The organism is Dictyobacter halimunensis (genome assembly GCF_036245075.1).
The window spans coordinates 1,516,121-1,534,537 of record NZ_BSRI01000002.1 but is presented as its reverse complement, the minus strand read 5'-3'; the positions used below and the strand labels follow the sequence as shown (position 1 = coordinate 1,534,537).

Sequence of the window (18,417 nt, the reverse complement as noted above, 5' to 3'; positions counted from 1 at the left end):
TGCGAGGGGTGTAAGACATGTAGTCTGTTTCAGTGAATTTCAAGAAGAGATTTCGTGTGTGAGCGTGCAGGCAAGGGACGGCGAGCCGTCCCTTGCCTGCACGCTCACACACGACGTTGGTTAAAGGTCACCGACGAATGTTTCTGTGTCTGAGAGGCCCTGAGGATCGCGATCCTCTTCGGCATCCAGAGGGACCTCTTCGGCTCCAATCTGGACCGCCATCGAGGGTACTGTGCGGCTCTGGGCTATAATGCCGTGGAGCAGAGCCGCGGAGGCTTGCGCTAGCATGGGACGCAGGCGCTCCATGCTGGCCCGCTGCTGCTGTTGCTGCTCGTTGCGCCTCTTCTCGTAGCGGGGCGTGTTGCTCTCATTGTAGATGCCCTCGACCATGACTGGCGAGAGCTGTTCCCAGATATCACGGCTGTCCAATACCTGTCCAACGGCTGATTGGATCTGCTGGATGAGATCGATGGTCTGGTTGAGCAACATCATGATGTCGCCTTCGGCCAGATCGATGCGCTTCATCAGGCCACTGAGCGTCATGTTACGGGCCCAGGAGAGGGCGAGGCCATGAAATTCAGGTACAAAGCCCGGTGTTGCGCTGATGCCAGCGCGCTCCTCAACTCCTCGTACGTGTTGGATAACGTGCCAGAGCTCACGACGTACCTGGGTCAGGCGCGCATGCATGACATGCCGATTATTCAGGCGCCGATCGTTGTCGTACGTGAACCAGCTACAGACCTCGGCCAGTTCAGCCGGCGAGAGCTCGTCCAGGTAGCCATTGGTGATCAGGTCGACCAGCACGATGCCGGCGGGATGGAAGATGTTGCGCAGCAGCCGCCCTTTGAGGGTGAGCTGCTCATCCTGCCCGATATGCCCCAGGGCACGCAGGGCGAAGATGGTCCCATCCAGTTCGGCGGCTCCGGCACGGCTGAGCGGGAAGGCGCCGATCTTCTCACGCCGCCTCTCCAGAGCTTGTTCCGCCTCTGCGGATGCCGCGCCCTTTTTCTTTTTGCCCGACTTGCTGGCCTTGCGGTAGCGTTTTTCCAGCCGCTGGAGCTCGTTGATCTCCCAGAGCAGGTAGCGCTGATACTCACGCAGGCTGGAGGCGCAGATGCGCCGCAGGTGCTGAAGATCGGTGGGTCGCCAGAGATTGAGTACCGAGTTGTAGCGGATCACAAATGAACTGGTGACGGGCAACATATCGCCGGTAATCTTCTGGAACGATGACTCAAATGGTTCCCAGGGCGAATAGGGAATGATAGCAGCTCCACGCGTGTCCATGCCACGGCGTCCGGCGCGTCCCGTGAGCTGGCGGTATTCGTTGGGTGTGAGTAGCCGCATCTCCTGGCCGTCAAACTTGCTCAGGCTGCCCACAATGACGGAGCGCGCGGGCATATTGATACCCAGCGCCAGGGTGTCGGTGGCGAAGACGGCGCGCAATTGACCACGGGCGAACAGCGTTTCTACCAGCACTTTCAGTCCCGGCAGCAGTCCAGCATGGTGAAAGGCCAGGCCACGAGGCAGTAGACTGAGCAGGGCATGCACCTGTTGCAGATTGCGGTCTTCCTTGGGAAGGTGTTCCAGCCAGATGCTGGTCTCCTCGCGGATCAAGGCTTCTTCCTCTGGGGTCGTGAAGTTGTGCTGGGAGGCGCTCATGGCGGCCTCTTCCACAACGCGTCGACCCGGGAGGAAGTAGAGACAAGGCAGCATGTCCTTATCACGCAGGACAGTCAGGATCTCGCCCGGTTCGGGGGCTTTGCGCTGCCGGGGACGGCGTCCGCGTGGTTTCTCCTGGTGCGCCACGTCTCCATTGGTCTGCGCTTCCGCACTGGTGCTGGCCTGTGGACTGTTTTCATCGCGCTCCTCCGTCTGGTTAGAGCTTTCTTTAAGTCCCGATCCTGATCCCCTGCGTGGTTGAGAACGTAGCCGTTCGCGCTCCTTGCGCGAGAGGCGGTGATCCTGTGGTCGTGGCGCCCGGTTGCGGCGGCGGCGCTCTTCCCAGAGATCGGTATCTAAATCGTCATCCTCATCCTCATCCTCGTCGTCAAAGGTAAAGACCCGGTTGCGGCCCAGCATCTGCGCCAGTTTGGCTTCACCTCCGGTCTGGGGAAACTTCTCGATCCGGTTGCCGTCCGCGTCCTGTACCAGGTGCAGTTTGCCGTCCAGGAAGTAGTAGTGTTCCAATGGTACCGCGCGCTGCTCGTGGGTAATCAAAGAGATTGGGCGGTGGACGCGGCTGATCCAGCTGGCCAGGTCCTCGGCATTGCTGACCGTGGCCGAGAGACCAACGAGCTGAACATGAGGCGGGGAGCAGATGATGGCTTCTTCCCATACTGGTCCACGCCCGATATCGCTCAGATAGTGCAGCTCATCGAAAACGACATAGCCGACATCCGCCAGATTTGAAGGACCCCCGGCGGACGCTGGATCGCTCTCTTCTTCAAGCAGCATATTACGATAGACTTCAGTGGTCATAATAACGATCGAGGCGCGACTGCGCTCAACGATATCACCGGTTACCAGGCCCACGGCGTCCGCGCCATATACCTCACGCAGATCGCGGTACTTCTGATTCGAGAGGGCCTTTAAAGGGGTCGTATAGATGACTCTCTGCTTCTTTTGTTGGGCACGCCAGATGGCGTACTCTGCTACCAGGGTTTTTCCTGTCCCCGTAGGTGCCGCGACGAGCACGGATTGTCCGTGCGCGAGCTGGTCCATCGCTTCCAGTTGAAACGTGTCAATTGGAAATGTATAACGCGCGGCAAAGGCCTGGATATCAGCCTGGGGATCGTGCTCGGTCACCACGTATTCTTCCATCTCTTCTTTAATTCATTACCGACTATTTTTCGCATTATTGTAACACCTCTCAATAACCTTCACAAGGTAGCGAATGTCCTAGTTTGGGCTGTATCACTTGCAACTCGCATGGTTCTTCGCTATACTAATGCTTATACAATACAAATACAAAATGCGTTCCAGCGTTGAGGAAGAAGAGTAATCTGTACTGGATAACAGCGAGCCGACAATTGGTGTGAGGTCGGCAATCGCAGGCGGATGAAGGGCGCTTCTGAGGTGGATGCATTGAACATAACTGAGTGGCTTCACTGTTTGGTGAAGAAGCAGGGTGGGACCGCGCATGTCGCTGTAAAACGTAGTTGCCCCAGGCCTACGTTGGCGCATTCGTCCCTGGGCTATAGATGCCTGGGGCTTTTTTGCGGAGGAAACCACTCATATGACACAGATCGAAGAGAATAAGCCAGAGGTAAAGGATACCCCTCTGGTCCCCATTGAAAAAGTTGTCTCCCTTTCCAAGCGCCGTGGTTTTGTTTTCCCCAATTCAGAGATTTATGGCGGCGTAGCTGGCATCTACGATTTTGGCCCCCTTGGCGTTGAGATGCGCAACAATATCAGGCGCTACTGGTGGTGGTCGATGGTTCAGAACCATGATAACGTCGTCGGTATCGAGGGCGCTACCATCACACATCCACGTGTCTGGGAAGCCAGTGGTCACGTAGAAAATTTTGTAGATCGCCTGGTTGATTGTAAAAAGTGTAAGCGCCGCTTCCGTACCGATCACCTGGAGCCCGAAAACCTGGAGCAGCACAAGTGCCCCGTCTGCGGCGGCGAGTTGACCAGCGAGCCGCGCGTCTTTAATCTGCTGATGGAGACCTACCTGGGCGTGGTTGAAGGTGATCGCATGAAGACCTACCTGCGCGGTGAGGCCTGCCAGAACATCTACCTGGATTACGATAATGTGGTGAAGTCGTCGCGCGTCCAGGTTCCCTTTGGCATCTGCCAGATCGGTAAGGCGTATCGCAACGAGGTGACCCCTGGTAACTTCCTGTTCCGGCAGCGCGAGTTTGAGCAGTGGGATCTGCAGTTCTTTGTTCATCCCAGCGAGATGGACAAGTGGTATGAGTACTGGAAGAATTTCCGCTTCGAATGGTATAAGGGCATCGTGAACCATAAGGATCGCCTGCGCTTCCGCGAGCATGGCAGCGATGAACTGGCTCACTATGCTAAAAAGGCTTTCGATGTGGAGTATAAGACGGTGCTGGGCTGGCAGGAATGGGAAGGCGTTCACTGGCGCCAGGACTGGGATCTCTCGCGTCACTCCGAGTATAGCGGCCAGGATCTGAGCTATACCGATCCACTGACGAAAGAGCGCTATATTCCCTGGATCGTTGAGACCTCCGGTGGCGTTGATCGCACCTTCTTGAACTTGCTGTTGGATGCCTATGAGGAAGAGCCAGATCCCAATGGGAAAGAGCCTCGTACCGTTCTGCACCTGCATCCCTGGCTGGCGCCTGTCAAGGTCGCGGTGCTGCCACTGCAGAAGAACAAGGAAGAACTGGTCTCGAGCGCGCGCTCTATTCACGAAAATCTGCGCCGCTACATGGTGTCGCAGTACGACGATGTGGCCAATATCGGGCGCCGCTATCGCCGCCAGGATGAGATTGGTACGCCATTCTGCGTGACCGTTGACTTCCAGACTCTGGATGATCAGACGGTGACGGTGCGTGAGCGCGACGGCATGACCCAGATCCGCCTGCCAATCAGCGAACTGACCATGTACCTGCTGGATCGCGTCACCTGGAAGTAGCTGGCGTATAGTTATTCTAATGGCCTGGTAGAGATGCACTGTTTATCATATTGAGCATCTCTGCCAGGCCATTTTGCTTTACTCTTCTTTTATCGTTCCTGCTGTTCAAATTAGTACTTCTGGAAAAGGAATAGTCCCATCTTTCAATTTTTTTTCTATCTCTGCTATAGTGAATTTGGGTATTTTCTCACCAGTAACCCACATCAAACGTAGAGTAATCGACAGGTTTGTTCAATGTTGTATTCTGATCAGTATATAAGCTGAAATTTATGAGTGTTGAAATGGACAAAACTGGCTTTAGCTGATAAAGGGTAGTGAGGCCAGTTATCTCGTATAAAAGGATCAAGACCGATGACGCGTGTCGTTTCATATAATATTCTTGCCGGTGGCTATAGCTTGCGCGAAAAAGGCGCGAAGAGGACAGAACAGTTATTAAAGATCATTCGCTTGGCCGATCCCGATATTGTGGGATTGCCCGAGGCGCTCAATCCCATTAAGTTTGAGGGTCCGACGGTGGTTGAAGAGATGGCGCAGGCGCTGGGCATGCAACTTGTCGAGGGTGGGCAGACTGGTAGTAATCGCGATTATCGGACGGCCTTGATGACGCGCCTGCCGATTATCTCTGTGAAGAATCATGTCCGGCCCGGCGTGCTGACCCGCCCCTTGCTGGAAGTGTGTGTTGAAGAGAGTTCGGGCCAGCAACTGACGATCTTCGTCATCCATCTGGCGGCCTCGTTTAATCGCCGCTGGGCTGGCAACCACATTCGTATGCGCGAGGTGCGCGAGATCCTGAATATCCTGGAGCCGTTCCGGGCCGAGGGCAAGCCACATATATTGATGGGCGATTTTAATACACTGGCCCCCAAAGACGATTTTACAGCTAGCGCGCTGCTCAAATATGTTATGCGCCTGGATACCAGGCGTAAAAACATCGCGCTCCAGGATGGGCATCCCCATCTCAATTCGGTCGTACCGCGCAGGCTGCGCTTTCTTAATCCGGTCTTTCGCGCGGTAGGGCAGAGCGATCTGCTCTGTAAAATGTTTGACCTGGCCGCCTACTTCTATGCGCCCCGTGCTCCCATTCGCCTCCTGAAGGAGCATTATGTAGATTGCTTCCGCCACCTGCATCCGCACGAGCAGGGCTTCACCTGTCCGGCCGCCGCCCCGGCGGGCAGGATCGACTATGTCTTTGCCGATCCCACCCTGATTGATCGCCTGGAGATGTGTCATGCTATGGTTGAGGGTGAGGATGGTTTTCTGGGTGAGCATGCCAGCGATCACCTGGCTATGACGGCCGAATTTGGGCTGCCGGTGGCTTCTCGGCTCCCTTCGACCCCTGCGGACAACGCCATATCACGCACATAGATCCGCGTGAGCGTCAGCACTGGTTTGTTTTATGTTGGTGCAGGGGAGGCGCGAATGCGCCTCCCCTGCACCAACATAAAACAAACCAGTGCTGAGCATCATAGGTAAGAAAACGCATACAGGCCGTCAGGGGCGCACTTTTGGGTTGGTGCATGAGGGCGCGAATGCGCCCTCATGCACCAACCCAAAAAACTCCTAAGCACCGAAGGTGCGAAGTTCAGCTTATTTGGCCGCCTGCAGATCCAGCGCCGCCAGGTATTGCACCTCGGTATAGGTCTGCAGCGCACCTGCTGAACCGGGCGTTGGCTTTGGATTGGTGTCCGGTGGAATGGTACGCCCTGTATAGGCATAGGCCGTTATCTGCTTCAGTTGCAGGGCCGCGCTGAGATTCTGATTGCTGGCGGGGTTGGTGGCCTTTAAGATTTGTACGTCATTCTGCCGCATCTGCTGGAGCCAGCCGCGTAGGTCCTGCACGCCGTTTTTTGCGTTCTGGATGCGCTGCAGCAGGTTGGCGTTATTGCCGGAAACCGTCTTCAGCTTATCCAGGTGCTTATCCAGGATATCCAGAAATCCCTGCTGTTTGGGCGAGGAAAGCAGACCAATGGAGGTGTGCAGCTGTGGTGGGATGGTCGCGGGCAGGTCTCCACTGTCACGCGCATAGTTGGTGCCATCGATCATCTCGATCAGGCGTGTGCTCTGCCGTTTGGCCAGGCCATAATCTTTGGTTTGCTGCAGCGAATCAACGATGCTGATCGCTTTGTCGTTCATGGACTTAATGGTGTCGAACATGTTCACGATAACGGCAGATTTTGATGGTAGCTCGGGCGTCGAGTAGAGAATATTCTTGATCTCTGCCAGCGTCGCGACGGGAAAGCTGCCCTGGTAGGCGATCTGTTTGCCTGGCGCTTTAGGCGCGGAGTCTGCGGGTTCAAGGGTAATCTGTATGCCCTGGGCATGGGCCAGCAGATTCGAATGGACGGCATCTCCTCCATACATGAAGTCGATTGTTTTATTCTGGACCTGCATCTCTCCCAATGGTATGAAGTCCTGTGCATCCGTTTGTAGCCAGGCGTAATAGCTTTTACCCTGCGCCGGAGCGTCGATGTTTGACATGTTTAGATGTAGCTGGTCATTGTGCCCCAGGGCATCATCTAGAAAGAAGAGTGTCCCCGCCACCGGTGTTGTGGTGACAGGAGATGGATTAGTTCCCCCATTTACCTTTGTTTGTCCTACTGTGCTATGGTTGACTGCGGTATTGATGACAAACGTCGCGATAAGCAGTGCCACCAGGAGCAACAGCGCGATCCCGGCCACATACTTATTTTTATAGACTGGTGTGCTTCTGCCAGAATTAGTGTGTAGTGGGAAGGGTGGTGGTGTCGCATTGGCTGTCTGTCTGGCGGATGGTTGCTGATAGGCGGCGGCCTGTGCATTGCGTATGGACGATAGTTGATATGAACCGGTGGCCTGCGCAGGCTCCTGTGGTTGTGCTGTGTGAGAAGGGGCCGGTAATGACGGTGTGGTTGGCAACGCCTGCAGACGTGGCATTGAGTTGCGCCTCTCCAGCGCCGATGCACTGTCTGTGGCTGCCTGTCGTGTCTGAGATTGTGGGGTGCCGGGATTGGATAGGGGACCCAATAAGCCAGATGGCCGGGGGAACTGGGGTTTCTCTGGTGGGGCCGTTGGCACCAGGTGGGTGGGTGCCACCACCGGCTTTTGTGGAGAGGTGATGCCCGTGGCCGGGTGCTTGCTGGTAGTAGGTGATTGGTTGGCGGGCGTAACCGCCGACATGCGACCCGAGTTGGGGAAAAAATCCACGGCGGAAAGATCGGGATTGGCGTTGAGTGAGACGGGACGGGACTGCGCAGGCCGTGGCTGCTGACGCGCCGAGAGATCCTGCAGTGGCCGCATAAATATAGGTGGTTCGGGGGTGAGCGGCTGTGGCACACCCAGAATTGAGTGTGTATTGTGCGGCACCGTGCCGGTCGAGGTCTGCTCCTGCGATGTACGGGTGGCGATCTGCTTCACCAGTGGGTGAGTGGGCTGTACCGCGCATGCCTCGGCAATAGCGTAGGCCATCTGTGTGGCCTCCGGGAAACGGGTATTGGGATCTTTGGCCAGGGCGCGCAAGATGACCTGCGCCAGGATCGGCGGAATATTGGCGTTGAGCAGCGTTGGTGGCGCGGGTAGTGTATCGTTCTGTTGAGAGATAACTGTGAATGTCTTATCCCCTCGAAATGGGACCGTGCCCGTACATAGCTCGTAGAGGATGATGCCCAGGGAGTAAATATCACTGGCCTTGTTGGCTGGCCTGTCCTGGGCCTGCTCTGGAGATAAATAGTGAGGGGCGCTGAGATGGCTGTCATTACCGGCAATCTGGGTGATTCCAACATCGGTGAGCAGCGGCTCACCGGCGGTGAAATGTGTGCGCCGCTGCTTGTGCAGCAAGATATTGGCTGGCTTGATATCGCCATGTACGATACCTTGCTGGTGCAGATAGTCGACGGCCGCTCCAATACATGAAAAGAGATAGACGAGGTCTTCGGTGTCGGGAAAAATACCACGGTGCACAGTGGCCTGAATGTAATCCTTGAGTGTGTATCCTTCGATGTAGTCCATCGCAATATAGGCGGTTGTCTCACGAGCCTCGTTTGAGCGCGAAACCGAGGCAGTGTAGACGCTAACCAGGTTTTCATGGTGCAGCGTGGTCAACATCCTGCTTCCATTGGTCAGGCGATTTAAAAAGTTTGGGTCGGCCTGTAGATCGCTGTGTAGTAATTTGATGGCAATATCGCGACGTTGGGCATGGTCATGCGCCTTCCAGACCTCTCCTAGATGCCCGCTGCCGATCTGTTGCAACAGTTCATATTGTCCAATGCGGCGTGGCGATGTGCTCACGGCCCCCTCCTGTTCGTCGACAAAGCTGTCGGCAAAGTCTATACTGTCCCATTGGTACCATAGCAGAGTTAGAGTAGATACTCAATTATTTAGGAAAAGTATCCTATATGCCGTTTGATAGCGGCTGTTAAAGAATAGGACGTGGTAAGGGTTTTTCTTGTAAATAATGGTTTTTTCTTGCCTTATTAGGGGAGGTGATAGCTCCCGCACGCGCGTCCGCTGCGCGGCCGCGCTGATTTTTGTGTGGGTGGTGCAACCGGGCGCATCCGCGCCCGGTTGCACCACCCACACAAATGGCTTTTGAGCATCGCAGATGCGAATGCTCACCCATGCAGGCTGCAGGCGAATGCCTTATAATAGAGGTCAATAATAGACATCATTGCTAGTCAGGAGTTATTTGTGCGCTTTAGCTTACAGGATATCCGGAAATCGGTGCAGCGGCGGGGTGATAAACTGGCGGTGTCGCTCCATTTTTTGCGGGGCGGCGAATGCCAGGATGAGATTGCGCGCCTCGTTACCTATTATGAGGGTTTGCTGGGTCAGCCGCAGCGCTCATTCGTGCAGGATGAGGCCAGGACTATTGTCGGAGAGTATCGCCTGGCGTATTGTTTGATGGCTACACTTAGCTATTGGTATAGTTGGCGTTCGCGCGCGTGGAATGAGACTGTGGCGCAGATGAGGGGCAGTGAGGAACTGCTGGCCCTGGGATCGTCGGTGCAGCTGCGCCTGTCCCTGTATACCTACATCAATGAGCATTATCATGGCTTCCTGGGAGCTGAGCAGCGCGCGCAGGCTTTGCAGTCGGTCGCCAGTCGTTACGCGCTATCGACTGGCGACCTGGAATACCTGCTGGCGTTGGATAGCGAGGACGAGGCCATTCTGACGCGTGATGCGGAGCACCCTCCTACCGTTGAGGAAGTGACGACCCTCTATAACCAGTGGACCTTTGAGGCGGCGCTCTTTAATGCCTCCAGCGTCCATTTTGTGATTGATGTCATGGCCTTTAACCAGGCTGAGAACCAGCAGGCCGCGTTGCAGACTCCCTCCGCCGGTGTGGGCGCCGTGATCAAGCGCCTCTGCTTCCTGGCGCGTCGCCTGGGTGTCTACTATGATCTGGAATATGAGCAGCATTCTCAGCCCACGCTGACCGGATCCACCACGCCGCCATTGCTTCACCTGACGTTGTATGGACCCCAGGAGGTGACGGGTGCGCCACAGCAATATGGACTGCGCCTGGCGCGCCTGTGCCGTTTCTTGCTGGGCTACAGCCAGCGCTCGGCCGTTAAAAAGCCACAGCTTACCCCTGGCATCGTCGAGGCTGAGGCCAGGGTACACTTCTTGCAGCGCGCCTATACCTTTGCCATGGATGCCAAACTGTTGCAACTGCTACCCCAGGCGGGCGATTCTGCCCGGTCCCAGACCTTTAACGATCCTTCACTGCTCTTCGATAGCAGCATCGAGCAAAACTTCTCGGAGGCCTTTTTCTCGCTGGCCAGGAGCCATGGTGTCGATGGCTGGCAACTCGAACGCGAGCAGGAACCGTTGCTGCTGGATAAGGGTATTTTTCTACCCGATTTTGCTCTTACGCGTGGCCGGCGGCGCATCTACTTTGAAATCCTCGGCTTCTGGACGCCGGCCTATCGCGAGCGCAAGATCCAGAAACTGCAGTATCTGCGCGGACGTAAAGATCTGGTTCTGGCTATCCCCGAGGAGGCCAGAGATGCCTTTAGCCCTATTGCCGCTGATTTTCCCGTGGTGTATTACCAGGGACAACTGTCTGTGATGGATGTGCTACAACTTCTACAAGAGCACTACGACGATTTCGCGGATCGTTTGAAGCTGCTCGATGCGGCGCAGATCCGACGGCAGGTCCAGCAACAGGGCTTTATTGCCGAGCGACAATGCTATCCTCTCCTGCACTGCTACCGCCGTTCCGAATTGCAGCAGGCGGTAACGGTATCTGGCATATCCAATGGAACGGATAGTACTTTTGTGGCTGGCCTTGGCCTGTATGCACAGAACTGGCTGACCCATGTCAGACAATCATTTCTGTCCTGGCTGGAAAAGCAGCCAGGAGGGACAGCTGGCTGGCATAAGGCCGTCCAGGAACTACGTCACCTCGCCCCTGATCTTCAGCAGTCTGAGGACGCGACGCTGGAGACATTGGTCAGCCTGTGGGATGAGGTGCGGATTCAGCGTGCATCCATCTTTGAGGTGACCATTGAATTGCAGAACGCCCGACTAGAAACTGCTACCCCTGCTACCTCACCTGACACAGGCGTATCTTCCGACAAAGAGCCACGCCGGCCCGCGCGTGAGCGGCGTGCCGCCAGCAAAAAGCGTCCGCTTCCTCCACCAGAGATTGTTCAGGGTGATCTGTGGGGATGACTGCAAATATATAGATTTTGCGAACCATAGTAATTTTGTTCCAAAAAGTTGTTGACAGGGCAAAACGTTTCGTGTACTATGGAAAGCAGTTAGAACAGAAGTTCGGATTGCTGTAAAATTTGATGAGAGGACGGTAGCAATGTGGAGCAGAATTCGTATGTGCGTACAATCAGGCGAGGCTCTGGCCAGCAGAGGCCAGTTGCCCCGGATATTTTCTCTGAAGAGTATGATGACATCTGGCCATCATCGCGACCGGCGAGCAGCGTAATACGCTATCGCACCGATGTACAGACAGAGACGGAACATCCGCATGGCGATGAGCAATGGAGCGAGGTTCAGCATATGCGTTCCACCGGGCGCAACGCCGTTCCGGCCCGCAGGACCGCCAGTCATCCACCCATAGCTACGTCCAGCCATCGCCAGGTAGACACCAACAATGTGGTGTCTCCCGCCCATCGTTCACGTCCTGTCTATGCTACCCACGAGCCTCGCCGTATGCACTGGACCGTCTATGCAGGCTTCGCCATGATCACCATGATGATCGGGTGGATGGTCGTCAGCAGCGTCGCCCATTGGTGGCAGGGGGTTGAGGACGATTGGCGCTACGGCCGTCCACGCACCTTTCAGACCGACCAGGTCGTGGGGCACCACGATTCCGCTACCAGCCCCAGCCATTTTATCGCTATGAACCTGAACCGCCATATTCAAGTCATCGAGTTCCAGGGAGGCGATGCCGCCAATGCCAAAGTCTATGTCGGGCCTGTTTTAGTCGGTGCGGACCAGGATCTCGCGCCAGTAACGCTGACCTTTAAAGATGTGAACGCCGATGGTAAACCGGATATGATTGTGAATGTACAGGAGAGCCATATTATATTTTTAAATGACGCCGGCCAGTTTCGCGCTCCGCATCCCGGAGAGAACATACAATATACTCCCTGACCGAGCGAATCCTATGCCTCGCTCTCTTAACTGACCCTTCTGCTCTTTCTAGTTTACACGAATGGCACCAATCCACATTAGCTGTGTGAGATTGGTGCCATTCTTTATGTGTATCGTGCATGAAGGTTAGCGCAATGATTGTTCTAATACTGGCTCTCTGGCCGCCTGCTCCGAATAGGCTACCGCTGCCTGAAGGGCCGCTGGCTTCATCTTGGGAAGCTGTGCAGGTACGGCTGGAGCGATAGTTACAGGCTTTGATTGCGCTGCTGATGCTGCTGCACTGGTCTCTACCAATGACTCGACCGGTCGTTTCAATGCCAGGTAGGCAAAAATGACGGTCCAGGCCACGAGAAACAGCAGTAAGATAGATAGTAATAGTGCACTAGGTGTGATTGCTACATTTATACCCACGGGTACATCCTCTTTCACGTTGCTTCCAGTCGAAGCAAGATAAGATTACCGTTTTGTAATAATCAACAAAAGTAATTTAAGGACTTCTTCTAACATAAACCCATTGTTCGGGAGGGTAGCCGAGCAATTGGCTTTGCGTTGTCCTATTGGAATGACGACTTATAAATAAATAAAGTTTCAACATATACATATGCCTGCTATGCAATCCTCTGCTGTATATTGTTTCCCGAAAGGTGTTCATTTGGCAACTAAACCTTACTTTATGGCTGTTTTTGTTCATTTTTTCTGTGCGCTTTGGTATGTGACGTTCTCTATTCGTTCTAATACTGTATCTCCTCTCTGATATGAATAATTAATAATATTTTTTATATTTTATATGACAGTGATTTCATATGTTATATGCTTGTTCTTTTATGGGAAACCTGTCACAATGACACCGAGGGATACTTTGCTGAGATTGATTAACTATGAAGGTTAAGGGTGTATGGATCATATTAATTGGCAGAGAACGCGCGATATACTACTGAGTATAGTATGTCTGGGTGTCATCTTCTGGGCGGTCTGGATATTACTGGGCCAGTTTGTTGAGGCCATCGTTGTTCTTCTGCTGTCCATGGCTGTCGCATTTTTACTCACTCCTATTGTCAATTTCCTGGGAAAATATGGTGTCTCACGTCTTGCGGCGACCGTGATTACGTATATTGTTGTCTTAGGTGCGATCATTGGCCTGGCCTATGAGCTGGTCTTCTCGCTGGTGCTGCAGGTCAATACGTTCTCTACCACCATCACTAATTTCGCATTTTCACTTCCCGATACCTTTCACGTCGCCATCAACTCATTGGTGAAGATGGGCGTGCCGTATGCACAGATTCAGGACGCGATTACGCAGGTGCAGGCGCAGGTATACGGCTTCGCTACCTCGCTGGCCGGGAACGTGATCGCTATCGTCTCCAATGGCGTCAGTGTTTTTCTTAATGTGTTGCTGGTGACTGTGTTGAGTTTCTATCTAACCCTGGACGGCAAGCGTATCCGTAACAACCTGATCAGCATCTCTCCCCGCTCCTGGCTTCCCAATGTGCTCTTGTTTGAAGACGCTTTGAACCGTGTAGTTGGAAACTATATCCGGGGTCAGCTGACGCTGGCCTTGATTATCGGTGTGGGGACCAGTTTGATCTGCCTGGTCTCGGGATTGGGCAGTTATGCCCTGATCTGTGGCGTGCTGGCGTTCTTGTTTGAGACCATTCCGATGGTTGGACCAGCCCTGGCTTCGATCACACCTATTCTGCTCTCGCTGTTGCTGGGCGAGCCTCAGATGGCTCAACGCACTATCTTGATTATTGTGTTGTTCGTGATTATGCAGGCGCTGGAGAGCAATGTGTTGGGTCCGCGTATCGTCGGACACGCCGTCGGCCTCCATCCTGTCGCAGCCATCCTCTCCTTACTGGTAGGTGCCAGGCTCTTCGGAGTCTTTGGAGCCCTGCTGGCGACCCCGATCGTTGCGGCCGCCTGGGTTGTTGTGGCCAGCATCTATCGTTCCGCCAGAGGTGAGACCGCTGATCAGATCATGGCGCGTAAACGAGCGCCCTGGGCCATTCGACGCCCACACATAGTTATGCATGGAGGGCGTGAGCAAACCAAAGACCAGTTGCGCTCGCGTATCCGCGTTGACGAGCGTCTGGATGATGAGAGCAGACATGATGGGTTGTTATCCGAGTCTCCTACGCCCACCCCGGTCTCTAAAGCTGACGAGCCCGCCCTTTGATGCGGTGCCCAGATACATTTTTGAGTTGGTGCAGCAGGGGGGCGCGTTCGTGCCCCTGCTGCACCAACTCAAAAATGAGTGCGTCCGCGTATGCGGACGCCTGTGGGGGGCGCTCACTTGCCCCCATATGGAAGAAGCTCTATGCGTTGCCAAAGGTGCGACGCAGCTCCTCCTCTCCATCGCGATTGACCAGAGCATAAATTTCATCATTGGCCTCGATGGTCACATCGGCGGACGGGATGATTGGTTCCTCACCGCGAATAATCAGAGCCAGGTTGCTGCGCCTTGGCAGATTGATCTGGCTGAGAGGCTTGCCGACCACCGGTGACAGTGAGGGAACCACGATCTGAATAATCTCTAATCCTGCTCGTTTGAGATTCATCAACAGAACGAAGCGCTGTCCGGGTAGTTCCGATTCGATCAATGACAGGATGGCTTTGGTCGGACTGACCGTGACATCGATGCCCAGGCGCTGGAACAATTCCTCATGCTTGGGATTATTCAGACGAGCAATAGTACGGGCAACATTAAAGCGTTTCTTTGCCATCTGGCAGATGACCAGGTTATCCTCATCTTCACCGGTGACGGCGATCACCGCATCGGCTCGGCGAGCCCCTGCCTCCTCCATCGTCCTCGCCTCACAGGCGTCACCTTTGAGTACCGCCTGGCCTAGCTCTTCTGATAGCGTCTGAAAACGCCCGTTCTCTTTTTCGAGAAGCAGGATCTCGTGACCTTGCTGGAGCAAATATCGTGTGAGGTAGTAGCCGACATCGCCACCTCCCCCGACAATAATATACATGTTGTGCCTCGCTTAATTTTTTCCTGTGTGATAGGTGGAGTACGTACCATTTATGCCAGTGCGGTTCGTACCCATAAACAGCTGACCCCTGGCTGGCTAACTTCTCTGGGCGGGCGCAGAGGCCTTGTTTCCGCTCAGCGCATCGACGAACAGGCTTGAGATGATTTGTGTTGGACAGATCGTTTCTAGTCCGAGCTCTTCTCTAAAGGTTTGCTCACGCAGGGGATCGTAGATGCGGCAAACGACTTTTTTGATATTGAAGATTTCTTTGGCGATCTGGGCGGCCATAATATTACGATTATCGCCGTTGGTGACGGCGGCAAATGCATCCGCGGTTTCCAGACCAGCCCGGCGTAGCGTCTCTTCATCTACACCATTGCCAACGATCTTCTCTCCCGTAAATCTGGGGCTCAGACGTTGAAAGGAGTCACTGCTGCTATCGATGACTGATACTGTATGTCCTGCTTCATCCAGTCGTGTGGCCAGTGTTGCTCCAACACGACCACATCCCAGGATCACTATATTCACGTATTGCCTCCTATCGGTCAAATGACCGCTTGTTAGGATTGTTAGGTTGTAACTCAAATATTATAGCATGTAGGGACATTTCTGCTATGGCTAGTTGCTCCTATAGTTGAAGACGATATAGAGTATGATATAGAACAATATCTGAAGTGAAAGAGTTGGATAAGATGGTAACAGAGTCTAAGTCTCAAGTGAGGTCGGATTCCTTGCGCTACGTTTTGCGGGCGCTGCCTGAGACGCGGCGTGCCGAGTGGGATGCCTTTGTGGAGAAGCATCCCAATGGCCATTTCTTGCAGAGCTGGGGCTGGGGTGAATTGAAAGCGACGGCCGGCTGGTCACCGTTGCGCCTGGCCCTGTGCTCTGGCGAGCAGATTGTGGCCGTAGCCCAGGTATTGCGTAAGACGGCGCCCCGGGTACCGCTGGCCCTGGGCCATCTGGCCTATATTCCGCGCGGTCCTGTGGTAGATTGGCAGCAGCCAGATCTGGTCCGTGCCTTCTTTACGCAACTGGATCGCTATGCGCGCAGGCAGGGAGCCCTGGCGCTGCGTTGGGAGCCAGATGTAGAGGTCGCTACCCCTGATGGTGAGGCGGTTGAGCGCTTTACACGCGAGTGGGGCGCGGCTGCGATCGCGCCTGTTCAGCCTGGCCGCAGCATTGTGCTTGACCTGGAGCCTGATGAGGATCGCCTGCTGGCCCAGATGAAGGAGAAGTGGCGCTACAATGTGCGCCTGGGAGCACGCAAAGGGGTGCAGGTGCGCCTGGCGAGCTCTCTCGCTGATGTGGAGGCCTGGTATACACTGCTGCGAACGACCGGCGATCGCGATCAGTTTGGTATCCATAGCCTGGCCTATTATCAGCGCGTCTGGGAGCTTTATGCGCCATCCGATAACCTGCGCCTCCTGTTAGCGGAGCACGATGGCCAGTTGCTGGCCGGCATCATGATCGCTATTATAGGGCGGCAGGCGATCTATCTTTATGGGGCCTCAAGCAATCAGCAACGGCAACTGATGCCCAACTACGTCTTGCAGTGGGGCGCTATTCGCTGGGCTAAAGAGCGCGGAGCACATATCTATGATTTCTGGGGCATTCCAGCCAGCGACGATGAAGACGAAGCTATGGCCGGCGTCTACCGCTTCAAACGCGGCTGGGGTGGGCGCGTCGTCCAATATGCAGGCGGCTACGAACATATCTACCGGCCATTATTCATGCGCCTTGCACGTCGCTTCCTTTAAATATATGAGTCATCCCAGATTTTTCGCTCTCGCACCGCCGCGGGCGGTGTGAGAGCGAAAAATCTGGGATGACTCATAACCTTCCCTGTCCAGCTTTTCAGTTCAGCCGATTGAGATTACATGAGCCATGCCAGGCTTATTGAAGAAGCATTGAAAAGCTCTGCATGCAATCTGCTGAACTATCGCTGAATTGGGAATGCTTATGAGACGAAAAATATTCATACCCTTTGTGATATTGTGCATTGTAACGGTGATCGCGGGCGGCCTTACCGCATGGAAAGTGTTGTGGCAGGCACCTACGAACACCTCTTCCGCCAACGCCTATATCTACTATACCTTGAAGGATCCTCGTGGTTTTGTGCTGGCTCGTGCCCCCAAGGGTCCTGATGGGCAGCCGAAAAGTAGACCTCAGCCGTTGGTGCCGCTGGGCGATAACTTTGGCCTTGTCTCATCCGACATGGTTCTCTCTCTGCAACTGTCGCCGGATGGCGATTACCTGGCGATCGATGGGAATCGCGATCACGGCGAGCAGGTATGGATGTATGCGGTCCAGGCGAATACCGTTTCGTTTAAGCCGAACGCTGTGATGGGGAACTTCCTGCGCTGGCTGCCTGGCGGCAATGGACACACCTTCCTCTATCGCCCTATGCTGCCACTGGGACCCGATGCGCCGCTGGACGGCGGCAGCTGGAATCCAGGTCTGTGGACGGTCGATGCCTCTACAGGGGCGCACGTCAATATCGATATCGGTACCGTATCCTCTAATCTGATTGACGCGGTCCCTTCGCCGGATGGTTCACGCATCGTCTACTCTACCACGGACGGACTGGGCCTGGGCAGCGATACCTACATGATGCATAGCGATGGGAGCGTTCGCACCCACCTCTTTGCCACCACCGGCCTGGAATCTGTGGCTGGCCTGTTTGCCTGGTCGCCCGATGGAAAGAGTATCGCCTACGAGCGGCTGGCCGATAGTCCTGCCCCTTTCCTCAGCGCGGGTCTCTGGACCATGGATAGCAGTGGCGCCCGGCAGCAGCGGCTCGCCGACGTAGATGGTGGACATGGCTACCTGCCCTCCTGGTCACCCGATGGGCAGAAGCTGGCTTTTGTGGTGCGCACCAACACCGGTGATCACCTGGCTGATAAGTCATACCAGGCTTTACAGTGCGGTGTTGGGGTCTTCAATCTACGTACCCATCAAGAGCGCCTGGTCGCTACGGCCGCGCAGACGGGCCAGCAGTGGAATATCAATCCGACCTGGTCCGCCCTGAGCGATCGCGTCATTTTCACGGCCCTCAACCCGGTGAATAATGTGCTGGGGGGGGCGCCGCGCTACTGGTCCGCCCAGGTCAATGGGTCCGATGGTGAGACGCAGGTCGTACCCATCTCACCCACCTTCTCGCACGTGGTGGCATGGGGATAGCTGATCGTAGTGTTGCGGGAATATGCTCCATGCGCTTCCCTAGTTATAAAAGAAGATCGATGACTATGA

The 18,417-nt window shown here is 54.9% G+C and carries 12 protein-coding genes; 7 read left to right on the top strand and 5 right to left on the bottom strand.

The features are described 5' to 3' along the window. Nucleotides 1-120: 120 nt before the first annotated feature. Nucleotides 121-2,820 carry a DEAD/DEAH box helicase gene (locus AABA21_RS20330; protein ID WP_338253278.1) on the bottom strand — a complete coding sequence of 900 codons (2,700 nt, stop codon included), beginning with the start codon at nucleotides 2,818-2,820 and terminating at the stop codon, nucleotides 121-123. Between the two features lie 415 nt (nucleotides 2,821-3,235). Between AABA21_RS20330 and AABA21_RS20325 the strand changes: the two genes are divergently transcribed. Both AABA21_RS20325 and AABA21_RS20320 read left to right on the top strand, forming a co-directional pair. Beyond that, nucleotides 3,236-4,606: a glycine--tRNA ligase gene (locus tag AABA21_RS20325; RefSeq protein ID WP_338253277.1), complete on the top strand. Its 1,371-nt coding sequence runs from the start codon at nucleotides 3,236-3,238 to the stop codon at nucleotides 4,604-4,606. A 351-nt stretch (nucleotides 4,607-4,957) separates the two neighbouring features. Next, nucleotides 4,958-5,971, top strand: a complete 1,014-nt coding sequence (locus AABA21_RS20320; protein WP_338253276.1) for an endonuclease/exonuclease/phosphatase family protein — start codon at nucleotides 4,958-4,960, stop codon at nucleotides 5,969-5,971. Between the two features lie 222 nt (nucleotides 5,972-6,193). Here the strand turns inward: AABA21_RS20320 and AABA21_RS20315 are convergent, their stop codons facing one another. Beyond that, complete coding sequence (locus AABA21_RS20315; RefSeq protein WP_338253275.1) at nucleotides 6,194-8,869, bottom strand: serine/threonine protein kinase; 2,676 nt, start codon at nucleotides 8,867-8,869, stop codon at nucleotides 6,194-6,196. 399 nt (nucleotides 8,870-9,268) lie between these two features. Between AABA21_RS20315 and AABA21_RS20310 the strand changes: the two genes are divergently transcribed. Both AABA21_RS20310 and AABA21_RS20305 read left to right on the top strand, forming a co-directional pair. Continuing rightward, the gene (locus AABA21_RS20310; RefSeq protein ID WP_338253274.1) at nucleotides 9,269-11,257 is read left to right on the top strand and encodes a DUF790 family protein; all 1,989 of its coding nucleotides are present in this window, start codon (nucleotides 9,269-9,271) and stop codon (nucleotides 11,255-11,257) included. Between the two features lie 141 nt (nucleotides 11,258-11,398). Continuing rightward, the gene (locus tag AABA21_RS20305) at nucleotides 11,399-12,196 is read left to right on the top strand and encodes a hypothetical protein (protein ID WP_338253273.1); all 798 of its coding nucleotides are present in this window, start codon (nucleotides 11,399-11,401) and stop codon (nucleotides 12,194-12,196) included. Nucleotides 12,197-12,322: 126 nt separating this feature from the next. Here the strand turns inward: AABA21_RS20305 and AABA21_RS20300 are convergent, their stop codons facing one another. After that, nucleotides 12,323-12,607 carry a hypothetical protein gene (locus AABA21_RS20300; protein WP_338253272.1) on the bottom strand — a complete coding sequence of 95 codons (285 nt, stop codon included), beginning with the start codon at nucleotides 12,605-12,607 and terminating at the stop codon, nucleotides 12,323-12,325. A gap of 484 nt (nucleotides 12,608-13,091) precedes the next feature. On the opposite strand from AABA21_RS20300, the gene AABA21_RS20295 reads away from it, so the two are divergent. Then, the gene (locus AABA21_RS20295) at nucleotides 13,092-14,369 is read left to right on the top strand and encodes an AI-2E family transporter (RefSeq protein ID WP_338253271.1); all 1,278 of its coding nucleotides are present in this window, start codon (nucleotides 13,092-13,094) and stop codon (nucleotides 14,367-14,369) included. 139 nt (nucleotides 14,370-14,508) lie between these two features. Here the strand turns inward: AABA21_RS20295 and AABA21_RS20290 are convergent, their stop codons facing one another. Then, nucleotides 14,509-15,168, bottom strand: a complete 660-nt coding sequence (locus AABA21_RS20290; protein WP_338253270.1) for a potassium channel family protein — start codon at nucleotides 15,166-15,168, stop codon at nucleotides 14,509-14,511. Nucleotides 15,169-15,264: 96 nt separating this feature from the next. Continuing rightward, nucleotides 15,265-15,696: a potassium channel family protein gene (locus AABA21_RS20285; RefSeq protein ID WP_338253269.1), complete on the bottom strand. Its 432-nt coding sequence runs from the start codon at nucleotides 15,694-15,696 to the stop codon at nucleotides 15,265-15,267. A gap of 164 nt (nucleotides 15,697-15,860) precedes the next feature. On the opposite strand from AABA21_RS20285, the gene AABA21_RS20280 reads away from it, so the two are divergent. Next, on the top strand, nucleotides 15,861-16,925 hold the full coding sequence (locus tag AABA21_RS20280; RefSeq protein ID WP_338253268.1) for a lipid II:glycine glycyltransferase FemX: 1,065 nt from the start codon (nucleotides 15,861-15,863) through the stop codon (nucleotides 16,923-16,925). A 202-nt stretch (nucleotides 16,926-17,127) separates the two neighbouring features. Beyond that, entirely contained in the window at nucleotides 17,128-18,348 is a 1,221-nt protein-coding gene (locus AABA21_RS20275) for a TolB family protein (RefSeq protein ID WP_338253267.1), read from the top strand. Nucleotides 18,349-18,417 lie beyond the last annotated feature (69 nt).